The organism is Enterococcus sp. AZ104, assembly GCF_050546705.1.
Classification (GTDB): domain Bacteria; phylum Bacillota; class Bacilli; order Lactobacillales; family Enterococcaceae; genus Enterococcus; species Enterococcus faecalis.
Genome location: NZ_CP172952.1, coordinates 2,340,579 through 2,355,648 on the forward strand (window position 1 = coordinate 2,340,579; position 15,070 = coordinate 2,355,648).

Genomic DNA, 15,070 nt, shown 5'->3' on the forward strand with positions numbered 1-15,070 from the left:
CACACTCCTTTTTATTTTTTATCGTTTAAACGAAAACTCTTCTATTTCTTTTACTCGTTCGAAAGCTACAATTGGTCTACTATCTAACACATAATTTTTCACATAGACAAAACCATCTTTTAAAAAACCAAAGCCTGTTTTTCCTTCGAATTCCTTTTCGGAATACCAACGAGCAACTTTATTCGGCACCAACACCATGATTAACAAATTTAAGTTAATTCCTAAAATTTGTGGTAATGGTACTTCTTTCCAAAACAAGCCAGTTAACACAATCCCTAAGAATAGAATTAGGAGATAGGATAGGCTAACAGGTTGTGCAAATACCCACACCACTTGTCCTTTAGGCGACTTAATAACTTGCATTGAATAAGGGGCTTTTAAGCCCCTCGAATAATCGTAATATTTCATATACTCACCTACATCTTAATTCCAACTAAACTTAGGAACCATTTAACAACTGCAAAAATATTTTTTCCTTGATTCGTCGCAAAATCCTGTAAGATTAAGGCAATGACAATTACTGAACCAATTTTTGCCCATTCAGCACCTTTCCAGTGTTTTAGAATCAAAATAATTACACCAGCCGCCATAATTGTAATAAAACTTGTACTTAAAAAATTACTCAAATTTCCTGTATTCATTAGTCATTTCCTTCTTTCTCTGTAAAGTAATGTTTCATCGTATTAATAAAATAAGAATTCTCCGTTTTAGATAACCAAAGCGAAAAATCCTCTGTATGCGTTAATTTTGTTGTTTTATCTGAAAAAGTAACCGATACTTGAACCCCTGTTACGTCTTTCTGCTTTGTATCAAAAAATTTCATATCACCAGAATCTATTGAAACAAATGAGTCTTGACCTGCTGTCGTTGTTGGATTTTTCATTAACAACATTAATTCTTGTTTGTTCCCAACTGAATATTTTGTAAAAAACATCTTTAAAAATTTCTCTATAGATTGTTTTTCTTTCCCATCAACATCTATTGAATTTTCTGTCTGTTTTAGAGGTACTGTTTTTCCTTGTGATAAACTACTTGCTACAAAATAAGGACGTCCTACAATTGAAAACAAATTGTCTTTTACTTGAATTGGTAAAACCATATTCTGTGTCACATTTTCAGTCTTTTTATCTTTCTCTAATTCATAATTCACATTTAGATAAACCAAATAACAATCTTCCATTTTCTCTATACGTGATAAAGACGTATTTTTAAACGTACGTAAGACATTCCCTTGTAGATTTTCTGTTTCATCAACATTTTTTACATCTAATGATAAATATTTAGATAATCGATCAATACGAGCCTTTTTCGCTTCATCACTAGCTTTCGAGTTATAATTCAAATACTCTTTCGCAAAATTTTCGACATAAAAAGAGAGGGCTGAATAATCAAGCTCCTCTCTATCAACTTTATTCTTTTTTGATTGTTCACTTAATGTATCCACTTTTGAATACAAATTATCTACATTACTTGCCATCACATTGGCTCGAAGCGCACCAACTCCTGACATCACCAGTAAAACGCTAGCGCCAATTAACACAACCCGATTCGCTTTCTTTTGAGAAAAAGTTTTAACCTTTGGTGTTTTTTCTTTCTTCTCTTTCTTTTTAATTTTCTTTAAATTCATATTCCCCTCCTACTCTTAATAAGCCCAAACAACTTTCAAACGTTTTTAAAAAAGTAGATTTAATCGCCTTTTCAACATAAACTCTCTCTCTAACATGCCCCTTATGTGTTTGAAAGCCTTCTTTATACAAATAAAAATAATACGAATTGTACATTTTATCCCCGTTAGGCTTTCTCAAGTATTGACCTTCTGCAATCAAACTAGTTATACCACCATGAAAAACGTATTGCGCAACAAATTCCTTTTTAAAAGGCGCTTCATCAATAATAATCCCCATTTTAAATAAAGAATTTTTATATTTTTCCATATAAACAATATCTGCTTCATCAATTGGCATTTCATCAACTATGAATCCATGCAAGCGAAGCATTTCAGGAACTGGTACATTTGAATACCTTTGGTAAAATTTACTATGCTCTCTAAAAATTGGCATAATATGTTGATTCATAAAATACAACTCCTTTCCATTTTTCTGTAATATTTATGGTATCTTTCCATAAATTCTCCCCTTAACTCTTCCAAGCCTTGGGTAACTGCTTGTTTAGAACGACTTATCATTAGTTCTTCATAACCCATAGGAAAATCATCATGTGCGATAAAATAATTAATAGCTATCTTCTTTTCTCGTCCTAAAATATAAGATAAATCATCGGATCGATACTTTTCTAATGGCATTTGCTGTTTGACCATTTTTACGTGTAGACCACAAAATTTTTCTTCACTAATCACATCATATTCCACTCGAAATAACTTTAAACGGTCAAGGAAATTTCTTTGAACAATCCTACCCAGTTCTTTCTCATCAGGCGGATACCCCTTCATTCGTTTATATGTTTCATAAAATAATACAGCAATTTTCTTTTCACATTCCAAGAGTTTTTCTTGTTTAGCTGTTATTTTTTCAGGATTATTGGATTTGAAAATTAATGACTTAAAATCAAACATATACTGATTGACAAATTCTTCTTTTGACAATTCCCTTATTTTTTCAACCAACTTTTTCCCTCCTCTAAACTAATTCCGCAATCACAATAATTCTTCCTATTGTTTTTGTGGCTTGGTCACAAGTTATTAAAGTTAATGTTGGCTTTCTTGTTAGATTCAACATAGTTGTATCAGTCATATCAACATGCTTTTGCTCTTTTACCTTATATATGAACGAATGTCCTTCACGATCATTAAGTTTGACCAAATCTCCTACAGAAACTTTATTTAACGAGGTAAAAAGTAATCCTTCATACCCAGCATTGTGAGAAGCTAAAGCATAATTTCCTTTTCCCATCGTTTGTTTTGATAAAACAGTACACGCTCCATAAAGCATATTGTCAAAACTATCACCCATTAAAATAGGTAATTTTAATTGAATAGAATCAATTTCAATAGACCCTAAAACAGAATCCGACACTTCATTAAAATTTTCTTGGGCATTTTGAATCGTTTTAACAGACGGACGTTCGCCTTCGGTTAAAGAAATCACTGTTGGAATAGGTGTTTCTTCTTGTGCTTCCGTACCAGTAATAACATCTACTTGATTACTTTGAACAGTTTCACTAGATTTTGTCTCTACATGTTTTTTTGGCTTCTCCGCTTCCTCTAATCCACTTGATACCACTGTATTTATAGCTTCTTTCACTTCTTCTTTTTGTTGGTTTTCAAAAAGAAGGAATGAAAAAAGAGCAATGAGAATAACTCCAATTGCTCCAACAAAATATTTGTTTTTTTCAATCCATTTTTTCATTAATTAGCCCTCTTTGCTATCTTTTTGTCGTTTCACTGCTACGACCACACCAATTAATGAAATTGCAATCACTGTAGCTACACCTGCACTTGTTCCAAAATCCATATTAGTATTTGGCAATACTTTTGGTTTTTCTTGTGGAGTTGTAACATTCACTTTGTTAGAATCTGTCGGTTCATCATTAATCACCAATTGTGCCACGTTTGGAATCATAATATTCCCTTTATCATCGACATATTGAGAAAAATCTGCGTCTTTCAATTTCCCTTTAATGTACACAAACAATTGTTTTTCTTTTAATTTGTTTGGTTCATTGGCAGCCCAAGAAACTTTTTGTGTTTTTTCATCAACACTAATTTTTCCTTGATCCGTAATATCTGTCCCATCTGAAAGAGTAACTTTCACTTCTTTATTCGCTTCTAAAACATCTTCTAAATCATCTTGAATGACTAAAGAAGTCATATCTTTGGTGTTTGGTACTTGCACATCTAATTTGAATGTCACTTCATCGCCCACTTTGGCACTGGTCAAATCCACTTCTTTATCGCCTTCAAGGATTTTCTTCGCGATAGACGGGTCTTTTGGTGTGACAGTGGTTGTTGTTTCATCAGTTGGGACTTCTTTGTTGTTTTGGATAATTTTTGCTTTATTTGGAATTTGTAACTTGCCATCAATAAGGTACTTATCTAAGCTGGCACCTTCACGAATTTTTGTTTGGAAATTGAATTTGTATTCGTGATTATAGAAATCCGCTGTTTTTAATACGTCAGCCTTTGCAACCATACGTACTAAATTGCCTTCATGCTTCGCTTCAAATTTATTGGTAACGTCCTTTCCTGCTTCGTCCGTGACTTTCACATCAGACACACGTTCCAATTCAGGAATCAGTTCGTCTTGCATTTCATAGTTGCTGTAGTAAAATTCTTTCATTTCATCAGGAACTTTATGTGTAATCGTATAGCTATATACTTCGCCTAACCCTTCTAAGGTATTCTTATCAACATTTGTTTCATCACTATCTGTCACTGTTTTAGTAGGAATCATTGGCGCTGTCCGAACTGGTTTTTTTGCACTATAGCCAAAATAACTATACTGGTTATTATTTTTTGGCGGTAAAGGATACCCTAAATTCTTTTCACGTGTCGCGAAGTCCTCACTATATGTGAAGTCGAATCGAGAACGATTAGAATACAAGAACGTAAAATCACCACGGTTATCACCATCGTCTAAGGGAATATCGTCAGAATCATAAAAAGTTTTTCCACCGTCTTTTTCTTCTTTATATTTAACAATTGTATCTTTCGTTGGTACGTACAATTTATCGATTGCTTTGTACGAATCTTTGTCAATCGTCATTCCTTGTAAATTATCAATATCAATCCATGAATAGTAGCCTGAAACTGGCTTTTCTTTGTCTGTCCCATGTTCTAGGTACGTCCATGTTTGTTTCACCCATGAGAAACCACCTTGATAGGTAGCAATCGCACTAACATTGTTAAAAGCAACAATATTATTCGACACCATATTTTGTGCATTTTTATATTGTTCCCAGTCTTGAATGGTAATTTTTAAATCAATTGGTGTCCCATCATCAGCTGTACCTACATTATTGTAACGAATCCACGATTGCCCTTTCTTCGTTTTCGTTACATCAAGACCGATTTTTCCGTCCCATTTTTGTGGAGGCATATTAACGTAAACATCATTCGTCCACCCACCACCACCTGTTTCAACCGTAGTGACACCTTTAATAAACTTTGCAATAAAACTATACTTTGAACCAGCTTCATCATCTGGTGTTACCACAGAAGCATTCGGCGCATTAATGATTGAGTTAGAGCTTGCACTTGAACGTTGGAAAAAATCGGCTCTCACTGTTTGTGGAACTTGTCCGCCTTCTTGCGCTTGAACCATCATTGGTATTGCCATGCCTGCTAAAATGATTGTTGTTGCTAATCCTTGAATAATCGTTGTTTTCTTCAAAATATTTCCTCTTTTCATTATTAATTTTTTGTAGTTCTATTTCATTTCTCCTAGATTTTGCATAAAAAAATAGGAGAGCCACGAATCTTCTTCATTGGTTCACCTTTCCACAGTTATTCACTTAAAAAGTTATTTGTATAAACTATATAGCGTAATACAGGAGCTTCTTGATTCTTTTTATTCTGGAATTCTTCTTTAAAATTTACATTTTCATATACATACTCCTCAACAACTATACAACTTTTCTTTGCTATACTAGCATTAAAAATCAACTCATTTTCTAAAGAAATTTCTGAAAGAACAAAACCTTCTTTCAATGAATCTGCATGCTTCAAACTATCTCCCTTTAAATAGAGTTTCTTTTCATAAAAAAGTAATCTATCCCTTACTCTATCAACAACTACAGGATACAATTCTTCTAACTCTCGAACATCTCTTATTTTCCATACCCTCGGTGCAAATTCTCTATAATTATCACGAGATAAAAAGCCCATATATGGTAAAAGTATCAAACCTACAAAACAGAAACCACTTACCCAACCTATGTTAAAATACAAACCTAAAAAGAATAAAAGTAGTGCTAACAGTGTATAGGAAAAATATCTTACCATATCCCGAAAATAAGAGCTGTGTGAATCATAATTATTTTCTAAACATGCCAATTGCCAAATCTTTTTCACTACAAAATGTCCTCCTTTAATTTCCCTTCCACAACTTCAAACTCAAACCATTCTGCAAAGTCTTGCTTAAATCCATCTACACTGTACAATTCTTGTAATCCAGCTTCTTCTCCATCCGTTGGATCTAAATAAGTTGGTTTATCTTTAGGTCTAGCATAAACGCCAATCCATCTTTCAAAATCTCCTTCAAATGGACTGTCAACAATATACCCTTTCTTTTCTAGCAACACTCGAGCTTGTTTTTTTAATTCTTCACTATTTTTAGGCTCAAAATATTTATACTTCTCTTTAAAACTGGCAAATTCTGAAAGCTCTTTATCATACAATTTTTTTATACTGAAAAATTCTTCCCAAATTGCTTTCTCTTTAACCGCCATTTCTGCTTCATGAACCACATAAGTATATTCATATCTTGAAATTTCTTTTAAAAGCTCTTCATTTGATTCTGAGAGCTTTTCAAAAGTAATCTTTAAATAAGGAATAGTCAATTCCCCTTGTTCATCTAATTGAACAATTTTTTCTTTTGTTTTTTGTAGATCATTTTTGCCTTTTTTCATTTTTTCAGTAATAGAAATTGCTACTTTAGTATTGCGTTCAATAAATTCTCTACTCATAATTCATACATTCCTTTCAACTAAACTAATATCTATTTAAAATAACGAATCAATTATATCTATATCCCACTTAATCTTTAAAATGGATATACTTCCTCCAAATCAAATTCTTGTTCCATATAAGATCGAACACTGCTATTTTGATTAGTGGTAAACAATAAATCTTTCGCATCAACACAGACCATTTCAATTATTTCTTCATGTTTCTCTTTTAATTCTGCTAAATCGATACGTTCCATCAGCTCATTTGTTCCTAACAAATGATCAATTTCTTTAATCATCTTTAATGAAGGGGCTAAATAATTTGATAACCACCGAAGTGTTTTCTCAATAGACGGTTTTTCACCTTGAACAGACAATTTTAAACCTTCCAATTTATCAACAACATCATACCAAGCTTTGCAATAGACTTTCATATCATCTTCAATGTCATAGACAGTCAAAGATTGATTAATAATTTCCTTGACTAGCCAATCCAACGTTTCACCACTAGAAAGAAAATATTCTACAAACAAAAACGCCTTTTCATCAGAAAGGCGAATTTCGTACCGATTTTTAATTTCATGTTTTTCTCTTGCTTCCTCAACACTTATACTTTCTTTTCGTGCTAACTCATAATCTTTTTGGTAAAAGTTAAAATGCAATGGCGATTGACGACTACCAAAATAAAGAGACAAACCTTTATTTACCATTTTTTTATTTTCATAAGCAAAGCCCCCGCTAAAATCAAAATTCTTAAAAGTGGTATCCACAAGCCCTTGTTCCATTTTTTCTTTCAAAACATATAAATCAAAATTTTCTTGTTCTTTCACAATCAATTCATCAAGAGCAATATCAATTCGAGTTATTTTTGTATCAACTAAAACACCTTGCCCGAAAATATCATCATCATAGAGTGAGCGAAAAAATTCTGTCCACGATCGCTTGTTGTCTTCTTCAAAAATTTCTTCTAATTGACGACAACCTTCGCCAGACAAGTCCAACATAATTCCCATATTCACGTTTTCTGGATTCCGAAAAATCCGAATAGAGCTATACGAAAATGTTTCAGTATAATGATAAAACCCTCTAGGTTCATGAGTAAACCAGTTCATATCCATATGCAACAACTTTTCAACAACTGTCCGAACATCTAATGTCTTAAATCGTATTCTCAAAAAGTCAATTTTTGCTTCTACCGAAGCATACCCACCATCTAAGTTCAACACATCAATAATCTTTTGTTCTAACTCTTTAGAAATAACACGTTTTCCAGATTCTATTTTTGAAATTAACGAACGCTCAATTCCTAATTTACTTGCCAATTCTTGCTGTTTTAATTTTAGCTCTTTTCTATATCGCTTTAAATCAACACCTCTCACTGCTTTAAACCTACTTCCAAAAAAAATGTGACAACTTTAGTCAAAAAATGTGACAAAAACAAAATCGCTCAATCCCTTGTGGGACATAGCGTTTAAGTAACTTTTTTATATGGTATGTTAAATTCTACCCCCATGTTATAAAACGGGGGTAGAAACTTTTGAGGTGGGACAAGCCCACCTCACGACTAACAACACTTGGGATATACGTTGCTACTTTTGTTAACGATGGAATAGGGGCGGGCACCTTGGGGCGCCGCCCCTATTCCATCTACAAAGAACGCAACAATCCCTAGCGGTTGCCAGTCTAATTCACCAACATTTCCATTTTAAGTTCCAATGCCTTCAATCGTTTTTTTATCTCTGCATTTTCCGTCAAAACTTCTTTAGTATATTCAACAAGCTCTTTTACTGACATTTGATTTTCCTCAAATTCTTTTTTTGCAATGGAGATTACTTGTTGCCTTTCTTTTTCTTCTGCAGACATGAACACCTCAATCATTGCCTGCTCTAACGGTACATTTTGTTTCCTTAATTGAACTAATTCGTTAAATTGTTCAATTTGATTCCCACTAAAAACTTTATACGAGTAGTTTCTACCCTGTTTATTTTTAGCGTATTGGCGAACAAATCGAACATCTGTTAATTTTTCAATTTTATTTGCCCAATTTTTCAACGTTTTCAAAGAAATAGCATTATCTAATTCAAAAAGCACCTCTTTAAATGAGAACATATTCACTCACCTGCTCCCCCTGCATTACTTATTAATTACACGCATAACTTTTTCAACACAATCCTTCACTACTATTTCCATTAAAATATCTAAATCATCACAGCAAATAACACTTTCTCCGTCTGAATCTCTTTTAAAAGCACTCTTCACAAAGTCAAAACATTCTTCTCTAAAAGTAGAATTAAAATCTTGACTAGAAAAATACTTTGTTGTTTTTTCAGAACAGCGTTTAAATGTTGCACGTTTGACAGTTTCCAGATATTCCGAAAAATCAATTTGACGAACATTTGTTAATCCTTTTAATACTTCATCGACAAGACCATCTAAATTTTTATCCAATTCCATTTCACTTTCCTGATAAGTAAGTAAACTATCAGGACGATTCTGATATTTTCTATAAATAAAACGAAAAGACGAATTATGCAATACCTGACTAAACCTATCATCTAAATCTTTTTTCTTGTATTTTAATTTCACTTTTCTATAAATTTCCGAAGACATTTTTTTATAAAACTCTTCAAGAGTCAATTTACCATTCATACCAATCACTATTCCTTTCTATTAATGAGCCAAAATATCAATTTCACTTAAAAACGAATAAAACGCTGGATAGAATTCTCTATCAAATTTCCTATCTACTTCATTAGAATTCTGATAACTACCTTCAACATAAAATAACGCATGAAGATTATTCGCATATTTTCTTTTTTCTTCTAAATATTTTTTTGCTTCAACAACACATGATTCTTGTCTCTCTTCTTTTGACAATTGGGAAATTCCACTATTAAGTTCTTTTTCAAATTCCTTTACTTTTGTTTCCCAATATTCCATAAGTTGATTACTATTTTTAAATTCCATTTATACTTCTCCTTTTTCATTTAAACCAACAATCACTTCATCAACAATTTTAGCCCCCCTATTTTCCATAAATTTTTCAAACTCTACAGGGTCAGCTAATTTCTTTATTCGCTTTCCGTTAGAAAACCTCACTAATTTTGCATAGCTTTCTGATTGTTCATACAGAATGTCACGAATACGTATATCTAAATCAGGCTTTTTATATCGTTTCTTGACTTCAACATACACTCGTTCTCTAACACGTTTGATTATTTCGCTAGAATCCAATAAAAATCTCCTTCCTCATTACTCAAATTTTTCACTTAACTTAGCTAACTTTGCTTGACCTTTTTCTAACTCTTCATCAATTTCCGCAAGGGCTTCTTTATCTACATGCTTAGCTATTTTTTGAGATACTTCTTCTTGCACTTCTTTTGAAACATCTTCATATCCTAGCTCTTTAGAAATCTTGATAAATTCCTGAATGAAATCAAAATCTTGTGGTACTTGTGGGCTATAAAATTCCCTTGCGACAGAACCACCTAAAGCAACATAACCACGTCCATAAACTTTCAATCCATCGACTTTTTCAACATATTTAAACTTTTTATTTTTATTTTCATCACCGAAAATCATCAAAATACCAGTTTCTGATAAACGGCCAACAGACATACGAAACATAAATTGATCTCTTAATGCCGTTTTGATAAACTCGCCATCTGGTCTTTGCATTGCAACAATAAAGAAAATCCCTGCTTGACGAGCTTTCAAAATAAGTTGAGTTAAATATTCATCTACATCACCATCAGTCGCATAGTCATTCGCTAATTCTGCTTTAAATGCAGCAAATTCATCTACGACAATGAATTTTGGTTTTAATCCGTAATAGGCATAATTTTTACCCATTTTAAATTTTGGACTCTCATTGATAGTTTTAAATCGATCTTCCATTTCCTGAACTGCATTTTTAATACAATTGACAATATCCGTTTTCCCTGTATAAACTTTTCCTTCAAATAAAGGCAATCTACCTAGTGCCATTAAATCTGAATTTTTTGGGTCACATATTTCTATTTCACCCACACGACACAAAGCATAGATTAAAGAAAGAATGGTAAAAGTTTTACCACCACCTGTACCTCCTCCAATCAACATATGCGGGTCTTTATCGAAATGCCAATATAACCCTTTCATCAACTGGACTTTGCCTTTATCTGCTTGCATATCTCTAATGGAAATACGTTTACTATACACATCAGTTGCTAACTCATAAATTACAAATCCCTTTTCACTAGTCTGACTTAAATTATCCGCATGAAACGCTGTTTCCAAAAAACCACCAATGGTTTCAAATTTTTCTTGAAACTTATTACCTGCTGTTTCAAATGAAACGAAAATACTATTTTTTTCAGACTTATAATAAATTTTTGGAAACTTGATTTTTTCTCTTGTTTTACCATCAGAACTTTTCACTTGTTTCTTCGTATAATAGCCATTGTCAATAATCATACGAGCTAACACTTGACGTTGTTCTACTTTAGAAAAATAGCCTGAATTGATAATTGAAGCCTTAACAAGCAATGTAATTAGCACAATTGCACCTATCGAAACACCTACAATGATTAACGCTGGCACAATATAAATTTTCCAATCAGGTGGATTTGAGAGATACAATGGATAAAGCCATTTATAGCCCACAAAATAGCCTAAACAAACAAAAATTGGCATAAAAAATAACACTCGATAGAGTGCCAACAAATTTCTTGAAGAATAACGGATACGCCTTCCTCTATATCTAAATAATTTTTTAAACATTTACCTACCTTCTTTTTGTAATCGTGCTAATTCTTGTCTACAAAATTCTTCGTAAACAGGAAAAAAGACTGTTGCAAGTTCCCAAACAGTCCGTTTATTAATATTACTATACGCATGTGCAAAAATATTTCTAATTGACCTTAATTGTCGCCAATCAACCGCACCACTATTTCTTTCCTTAAACCCTTCAGAAAAAGAGTTAGCAAGTTCTCCTACCTGCATGCAAGACATACTGATTGCATGAAAAAACACTCTATCGTGAGAGAAAACTTCAAAGCTTCTGCTACAACGATTGAGTGCCGATTTTACATCTTCACAATAAATCAATGTTCCCTTGAGAACACGAATATCTCTATTTTTCTCTTTCAAATACTTTAACTTTCTCCTTCATCATAGTATCGTAAAACTCTTTCTGGTATTCTGAATCAATTGGTTGTTCAAATGCTTCAAGCTCTACTAAATCGATCTCATGTTCAACGGCTTCCTTCAATTCATCGAAAAAATCACTATACACAGACCACCGATATTTTTCTGGCAAACCAGTAGTGCCAACCAAAAAATCAATATCGCTTGATTCCTTCGCTTCATCTCTAGCATAAGAACCAAACACATATATCACAGGAATTTCGTATCTTTCAGCTATTGGCTTCACACGCTCTTTAATTTCATTCATTGTCATTACCATTTGTCTCACCTCTTCTAACGTCTATTCTAAAGCCATTATAAGCCATCAAACCATCACAATCAATTTACCTCACTTATTCCTAATGGATATTCTTCAAAATACACTTTCTTTTCAAAATCTTCATGGAACTTTAAATCGTACGCACGAACTAATTGATCCAAAAAACTATCTAACAATTTCAAAACAGCTTGTTCACTTTCAAAAAAAGAATCATCTAGTAATAAAAATTGAATAAGACCATTACTCGTTTCATCAAATAATTTTAAGTACAAGTCACGGTAATAATTAAAACTTTGCCACCTCCTGTATGAATAAAATCTTCTTTCTAAAAACGCTCGATACCTTACTTGTTTATGCTCCATTTTTTCCGACAGACTACTCATTAACTTACAAGACACCCCCTCTCAGTTTACATTTAATTACTAAGCTATATTCTTTTCAATCCACCGAACAATCGTTTGATATAATCCCTCTGCACTACCTTCATAGAAAAAAGAATTATCATAAACATCTTGAAATGTCATAACTACTGCTTGAACATTAACATCATCAGTAAATAATGGACGTAACACATAAAACTCCATTTCACCTTCAACCGCACACATATACCTAATTTTTCTTTGCAATAATTTAGTACTTTCATTATTTTTTTCCACTAACATTTTTCCTTTCTTAATAAAAAATCTCTTTCAAATTACCACTTTCTTTATGAAGAAAAATAACACTACTCTTCAAACGTCTTTCCACTAACCAATTCTTCGCATTCAATCTGCGACTTTTCAACAACTCTTTTTCTTTTCTAACTGGGCGTTTCCCTTGCTTCATCCAATCACTCCTATTTTTTATTAACTTTACCCACTCTTTTTGAACTCACTCAAAATGCTTTGAACTAAATCACTACTAATAAAGCCTGCAAAATATAGTTGTGTTAAGTATCTGCGAGCATAATCATATCGACTCATTGGGAAAAATGGATTCGTTTCAAAAGTAACAAATAATTCCCTTAATGAATCAATCGCTTCATTTGATAGATTGAATTTTGTTGGGTTCTTGATTAATTCCTCTAATCGATTCATCTTTTAACTAACCACCTCATTTTTTATTATTAATGTCTATTAACAAACCTTGTTGACACAAATTAATAATAAAAAGGGCACTCGTTAGAATGCCCTTCACAGCTGTTAAACGGTGCCACCGTTCGTCCGAATATGATATTTACTTTCGTTTCAATTCCCACATCCAATTAATTTTTTCAGAAATTTCTGGTTCAGTGGTAAAATATTAACAAAAGGAGGTGTCCTATAATAATGCTAAAAACAATTGAAAAAGCATGTGAAATAGACATGCAATCCGTAACAATTATTCTTACCAACAACCAAAAACTCAAAATTGAAAAATTCCAATCAATTATTGATGATACAATTTTAGAGTTTATCAGTTCTAATATTCAATACTACATCCCTGAAAAAAGTATTCTCTATTTTACAACGTCTTAAGAGATACCATTGTTCGTTTCATTTCACAATCTAATTTAATTGAAAGATAATCTAGCGTTACTTTTGCTTGTTCAAAGGTAACGTTGTTTTGTGCCAAAACTTTATACAATTCATCACCTATTTTTTTAATTCTTCTCTTTTGCTCATTTAATCTACCTCAATCTAACATTTATTTTTGCTCATTTACTTGATTCTTATTTTCTTTTTGTAGAGTAGGTTGCGCTGGTTTAACAGCTCCTACTTTTTTAATACCCACTGCACGGACTTTAAATGCTTGTTCTGTTTGTACATTGTCATTAAAACCTTTATAAGCATTAAGCCACCCACGAGCCGTTACATTTCCAGTCAACTCGATCTCATCATCATAATTGATACCACTAACATCATAATCTGGATCAATCGCAATTTCTACTTGGTCATTTAATTTGCTAGAATAAACCGTTACTCGTTGTTCACGAACATCGTCAGTCACATTTCCTTCACCATCACGTTCATTAATTGCAACTACTTCTAAGAAATTCATCGTACCAAATGTTCCTACTACATCAAAATTTTCAATCGTGTTATTTTCAAATGATAATCCCATTATTTATTACCTCCAACTACTTCTAAACGTTTTGCATAAACTACCATGTCAATTGAGCGGCTATTACCAATGTTATTCCGTTTTACATTGATTCGTGCTACTGGATCAATTAATTTTACTTCTTCACGGCCATTCAACATTTGTGAGTTTCGCAAATGAGGAACAAAAATTTCAAAATCACGTTGCTTTTCGCTTGAAGCGGTAAACACACGACCACGAACAGGTACCCCATTTACATAAATATCACGTTCTGTTTTATAAACAGCTTTAATTTTACTTCCTAAATTTTTATCACTTAATGCAATTTCTTGAATTCTATTTGCCAAAATAATTTCCTTCTTTCACTAATTTTTATACAAAAATAAACAGTCAACAGCTGACTGCCTTTCTCTCTTTATGCAATTCTTCTTACTAGCTAAAAAACATAACTTGACAAGGTTCATGATAACCTGTCATTTTATATGTTCGTTGTAAAATCTGATTTTTTAATAATCGACTTTCAATTGTTAAGCGTTCCATGTTTGTTAACTTAACCGCACTCTTACCTAACTTCTTACGTTCTAAGTTATAGCTCTTTTCTATATCCGAAATAGAAAAAGTTTTTTTCTGTCGTTTCATACGTTCAACAAACTTCTCAACAAAAAGTAATAGCTCTTCTTTCATTTTTATCCTCCTTATTCACTTAATAACAAATTCTGTTCTTTCATTTAAAATAAAAAAGTACAACTAAAATAATACAATTGTGCTTACTAAAGTTAAGATTGAATTTTTTTTAGAAAAAATCTTTTTCACGATTAAAAATAAAAACTTAAATTGTATTTCAATTTTAGATTCTTACGTTCATCACAATACATAGAATCATCTTCAATGGCTAGTGACTCTTACATCACATAACGGCACATTAGATAGTATTGTAAT

25 protein-coding genes are annotated in these 15,070 nt (G+C 32.4%); 1 reads left to right on the top strand and 24 read right to left on the bottom strand.

Translation table 11 applies throughout. The features are described 5' to 3' along the window. Positions 1-18: 18 nt before the first annotated feature. The 21 genes from IGJ37_RS11180 to IGJ37_RS11280 all read right to left on the bottom strand — a co-directional run bounded on the left by IGJ37_RS11180 (position 19) and on the right by IGJ37_RS11280 (position 13,146). The gene (locus tag IGJ37_RS11180) at positions 19-408 is read right to left on the bottom strand and encodes a conjugal transfer protein (RefSeq protein ID WP_002394253.1); all 390 of its coding nucleotides are present in this window, start codon (positions 406-408) and stop codon (positions 19-21) included. A gap of 8 nt (positions 409-416) precedes the next feature. Continuing rightward, positions 417-641, bottom strand: coding sequence for a hypothetical protein (locus IGJ37_RS11185; RefSeq protein WP_002365201.1), 225 nt, complete (start codon positions 639-641; stop codon positions 417-419). Beyond that, positions 641-1,627 (bottom strand): conjugal transfer protein, encoded by a 987-nt coding sequence (locus tag IGJ37_RS11190; protein ID WP_100966728.1) that lies wholly within the window; start codon positions 1,625-1,627, stop codon positions 641-643. Before IGJ37_RS11190 ends, IGJ37_RS11185 begins: the two co-directional genes overlap by 1 nt. Beyond that, a complete protein-coding gene (locus IGJ37_RS11195) occupies positions 1,608-2,075 on the bottom strand; it encodes a hypothetical protein (protein ID WP_100966729.1) in 468 nt (155 codons plus the stop codon). Before IGJ37_RS11195 ends, IGJ37_RS11190 begins: the two co-directional genes overlap by 20 nt. Next, positions 2,072-2,623, bottom strand: coding sequence for a hypothetical protein (locus IGJ37_RS11200; protein ID WP_016626360.1), 552 nt, complete (start codon positions 2,621-2,623; stop codon positions 2,072-2,074). The genes IGJ37_RS11195 and IGJ37_RS11200 overlap by 4 nt, the downstream gene beginning before the upstream one ends. A 13-nt stretch (positions 2,624-2,636) precedes the next feature. Further along, positions 2,637-3,365 carry a class A sortase gene (locus IGJ37_RS11205; RefSeq protein ID WP_430598919.1) on the bottom strand — a complete coding sequence of 243 codons (729 nt, stop codon included), beginning with the start codon at positions 3,363-3,365 and terminating at the stop codon, positions 2,637-2,639. Between the two features lie 3 nt (positions 3,366-3,368). After that, positions 3,369-5,366, bottom strand: a complete 1,998-nt coding sequence (locus IGJ37_RS11210; RefSeq protein WP_174112993.1) for an isopeptide-forming domain-containing fimbrial protein — start codon at positions 5,364-5,366, stop codon at positions 3,369-3,371. A gap of 95 nt (positions 5,367-5,461) precedes the next feature. Continuing rightward, positions 5,462-6,028: a hypothetical protein gene (locus IGJ37_RS11215; RefSeq protein ID WP_100966731.1), complete on the bottom strand. Its 567-nt coding sequence runs from the start codon at positions 6,026-6,028 to the stop codon at positions 5,462-5,464. Beyond that, on the bottom strand, positions 6,028-6,642 hold the full coding sequence (locus IGJ37_RS11220) for a hypothetical protein (RefSeq protein WP_010815398.1): 615 nt from the start codon (positions 6,640-6,642) through the stop codon (positions 6,028-6,030). The genes IGJ37_RS11215 and IGJ37_RS11220 overlap by 1 nt, the downstream gene beginning before the upstream one ends. 77 nt (positions 6,643-6,719) lie before the next feature. Further along, positions 6,720-8,003: a replication initiation factor domain-containing protein gene (locus tag IGJ37_RS11225; RefSeq protein ID WP_100966732.1), complete on the bottom strand. Its 1,284-nt coding sequence runs from the start codon at positions 8,001-8,003 to the stop codon at positions 6,720-6,722. Positions 8,004-8,307: 304 nt separating this feature from the next. Then, positions 8,308-8,733, bottom strand: a complete 426-nt coding sequence (locus IGJ37_RS11230) for a hypothetical protein (RefSeq protein WP_002399125.1) — start codon at positions 8,731-8,733, stop codon at positions 8,308-8,310. Positions 8,734-8,757: 24 nt separating this feature from the next. Beyond that, positions 8,758-9,273 carry a hypothetical protein gene (locus tag IGJ37_RS11235; protein ID WP_048949396.1) on the bottom strand — a complete coding sequence of 172 codons (516 nt, stop codon included), beginning with the start codon at positions 9,271-9,273 and terminating at the stop codon, positions 8,758-8,760. A gap of 21 nt (positions 9,274-9,294) precedes the next feature. Further along, the gene (locus IGJ37_RS11240) at positions 9,295-9,591 is read right to left on the bottom strand and encodes a hypothetical protein (RefSeq protein ID WP_002365214.1); all 297 of its coding nucleotides are present in this window, start codon (positions 9,589-9,591) and stop codon (positions 9,295-9,297) included. After that, entirely contained in the window at positions 9,592-9,858 is a 267-nt protein-coding gene (locus IGJ37_RS11245; protein ID WP_002399522.1) for a hypothetical protein, read from the bottom strand. Between the two features lie 18 nt (positions 9,859-9,876). Then, entirely contained in the window at positions 9,877-11,385 is a 1,509-nt protein-coding gene (locus IGJ37_RS11250; RefSeq protein ID WP_033640558.1) for an FtsK/SpoIIIE domain-containing protein, read from the bottom strand. Further along, positions 11,386-11,754, bottom strand: a complete 369-nt coding sequence (locus tag IGJ37_RS11255; RefSeq protein WP_002365216.1) for a HepT-like ribonuclease domain-containing protein — start codon at positions 11,752-11,754, stop codon at positions 11,386-11,388. Continuing rightward, a complete protein-coding gene (locus IGJ37_RS11260) occupies positions 11,738-12,070 on the bottom strand; it encodes a nucleotidyltransferase family protein (protein ID WP_002399122.1) in 333 nt (110 codons plus the stop codon). The genes IGJ37_RS11255 and IGJ37_RS11260 overlap by 17 nt, the downstream gene beginning before the upstream one ends. 59 nt (positions 12,071-12,129) lie before the next feature. After that, positions 12,130-12,453 (bottom strand): hypothetical protein, encoded by a 324-nt coding sequence (locus IGJ37_RS11265; RefSeq protein WP_142477232.1) that lies wholly within the window; start codon positions 12,451-12,453, stop codon positions 12,130-12,132. Positions 12,454-12,492: 39 nt separating this feature from the next. Further along, positions 12,493-12,654: a hypothetical protein gene (locus tag IGJ37_RS11270; RefSeq protein WP_227266067.1), complete on the bottom strand. Its 162-nt coding sequence runs from the start codon at positions 12,652-12,654 to the stop codon at positions 12,493-12,495. An 88-nt stretch (positions 12,655-12,742) separates the two neighbouring features. Then, positions 12,743-12,895 carry a DUF6906 family protein gene (locus IGJ37_RS11275; protein WP_002399525.1) on the bottom strand — a complete coding sequence of 51 codons (153 nt, stop codon included), beginning with the start codon at positions 12,893-12,895 and terminating at the stop codon, positions 12,743-12,745. 26 nt (positions 12,896-12,921) lie between these two features. Next, entirely contained in the window at positions 12,922-13,146 is a 225-nt protein-coding gene (locus IGJ37_RS11280; protein WP_002365222.1) for a hypothetical protein, read from the bottom strand. A 231-nt stretch (positions 13,147-13,377) separates the two neighbouring features. Here IGJ37_RS11280 and IGJ37_RS11285 point away from each other — a divergent pair, with 231 nt between their 5' ends. Then, the gene (locus IGJ37_RS11285; RefSeq protein WP_002365223.1) at positions 13,378-13,566 is read left to right on the top strand and encodes a hypothetical protein; all 189 of its coding nucleotides are present in this window, start codon (positions 13,378-13,380) and stop codon (positions 13,564-13,566) included. A 169-nt stretch (positions 13,567-13,735) separates the two neighbouring features. Here the strand turns inward: IGJ37_RS11285 and IGJ37_RS11290 are convergent, their stop codons facing one another. From IGJ37_RS11290 to IGJ37_RS11300, 3 genes are all read right to left on the bottom strand, one after another. Continuing rightward, positions 13,736-14,152 carry a DUF961 family protein gene (locus tag IGJ37_RS11290; RefSeq protein ID WP_002365225.1) on the bottom strand — a complete coding sequence of 139 codons (417 nt, stop codon included), beginning with the start codon at positions 14,150-14,152 and terminating at the stop codon, positions 13,736-13,738. After that, a complete protein-coding gene (locus tag IGJ37_RS11295; RefSeq protein ID WP_048949394.1) occupies positions 14,152-14,478 on the bottom strand; it encodes a hypothetical protein in 327 nt (108 codons plus the stop codon). The genes IGJ37_RS11290 and IGJ37_RS11295 overlap by 1 nt, the downstream gene beginning before the upstream one ends. Positions 14,479-14,563: 85 nt before the next feature. Next, entirely contained in the window at positions 14,564-14,815 is a 252-nt protein-coding gene (locus IGJ37_RS11300; RefSeq protein WP_033596700.1) for a hypothetical protein, read from the bottom strand. Between the last annotated feature and the right edge of the window lie 255 nt (positions 14,816-15,070).

Coding starts and splice junctions, on each gene's coding strand:
- IGJ37_RS11205 (WP_430598919.1), bottom strand. CDS start 3,365: ATGAAAAAATGGATTGAAAAAAACAAATATTTTGTTGGAGCAATTGGA.
- IGJ37_RS11270 (WP_227266067.1), bottom strand. CDS start 12,654: ATGGAGTTTTATGTGTTACGTCCATTATTTACTGATGATGTTAATGTT.
- IGJ37_RS11265 (WP_142477232.1), bottom strand. CDS start 12,453: ATGAGTAGTCTGTCGGAAAAAATGGAGCATAAACAAGTAAGGTATCGA.
- IGJ37_RS11185 (WP_002365201.1), bottom strand. CDS start 641: ATGAATACAGGAAATTTGAGTAATTTTTTAAGTACAAGTTTTATTACA.
- IGJ37_RS11290 (WP_002365225.1), bottom strand. CDS start 14,152: ATGGGATTATCATTTGAAAATAACACGATTGAAAATTTTGATGTAGTA.
- IGJ37_RS11210 (WP_174112993.1), bottom strand. CDS start 5,366: ATGAAAAGAGGAAATATTTTGAAGAAAACAACGATTATTCAAGGATTA.
- IGJ37_RS11250 (WP_033640558.1), bottom strand. CDS start 11,385: ATGTTTAAAAAATTATTTAGATATAGAGGAAGGCGTATCCGTTATTCT.
- IGJ37_RS11240 (WP_002365214.1), bottom strand. CDS start 9,591: ATGGAATTTAAAAATAGTAATCAACTTATGGAATATTGGGAAACAAAA.
- IGJ37_RS11275 (WP_002399525.1), bottom strand. CDS start 12,895: ATGAAGCAAGGGAAACGCCCAGTTAGAAAAGAAAAAGAGTTGTTGAAA.
- IGJ37_RS11260 (WP_002399122.1), bottom strand. CDS start 12,070: ATGGTAATGACAATGAATGAAATTAAAGAGCGTGTGAAGCCAATAGCT.
- IGJ37_RS11300 (WP_033596700.1), bottom strand. CDS start 14,815: ATGAAAGAAGAGCTATTACTTTTTGTTGAGAAGTTTGTTGAACGTATG.
- IGJ37_RS11285 (WP_002365223.1), top strand. CDS start 13,378: ATGCTAAAAACAATTGAAAAAGCATGTGAAATAGACATGCAATCCGTA.
- IGJ37_RS11180 (WP_002394253.1), bottom strand. CDS start 408: ATGAAATATTACGATTATTCGAGGGGCTTAAAAGCCCCTTATTCAATG.
- IGJ37_RS11280 (WP_002365222.1), bottom strand. CDS start 13,146: ATGAATCGATTAGAGGAATTAATCAAGAACCCAACAAAATTCAATCTA.
- IGJ37_RS11190 (WP_100966728.1), bottom strand. CDS start 1,627: ATGAATTTAAAGAAAATTAAAAAGAAAGAGAAGAAAGAAAAAACACCA.
- IGJ37_RS11235 (WP_048949396.1), bottom strand. CDS start 9,273: ATGAATGGTAAATTGACTCTTGAAGAGTTTTATAAAAAAATGTCTTCG.
- IGJ37_RS11195 (WP_100966729.1), bottom strand. CDS start 2,075: ATGAATCAACATATTATGCCAATTTTTAGAGAGCATAGTAAATTTTAC.
- IGJ37_RS11230 (WP_002399125.1), bottom strand. CDS start 8,733: ATGTTCTCATTTAAAGAGGTGCTTTTTGAATTAGATAATGCTATTTCT.
- IGJ37_RS11220 (WP_010815398.1), bottom strand. CDS start 6,642: ATGAGTAGAGAATTTATTGAACGCAATACTAAAGTAGCAATTTCTATT.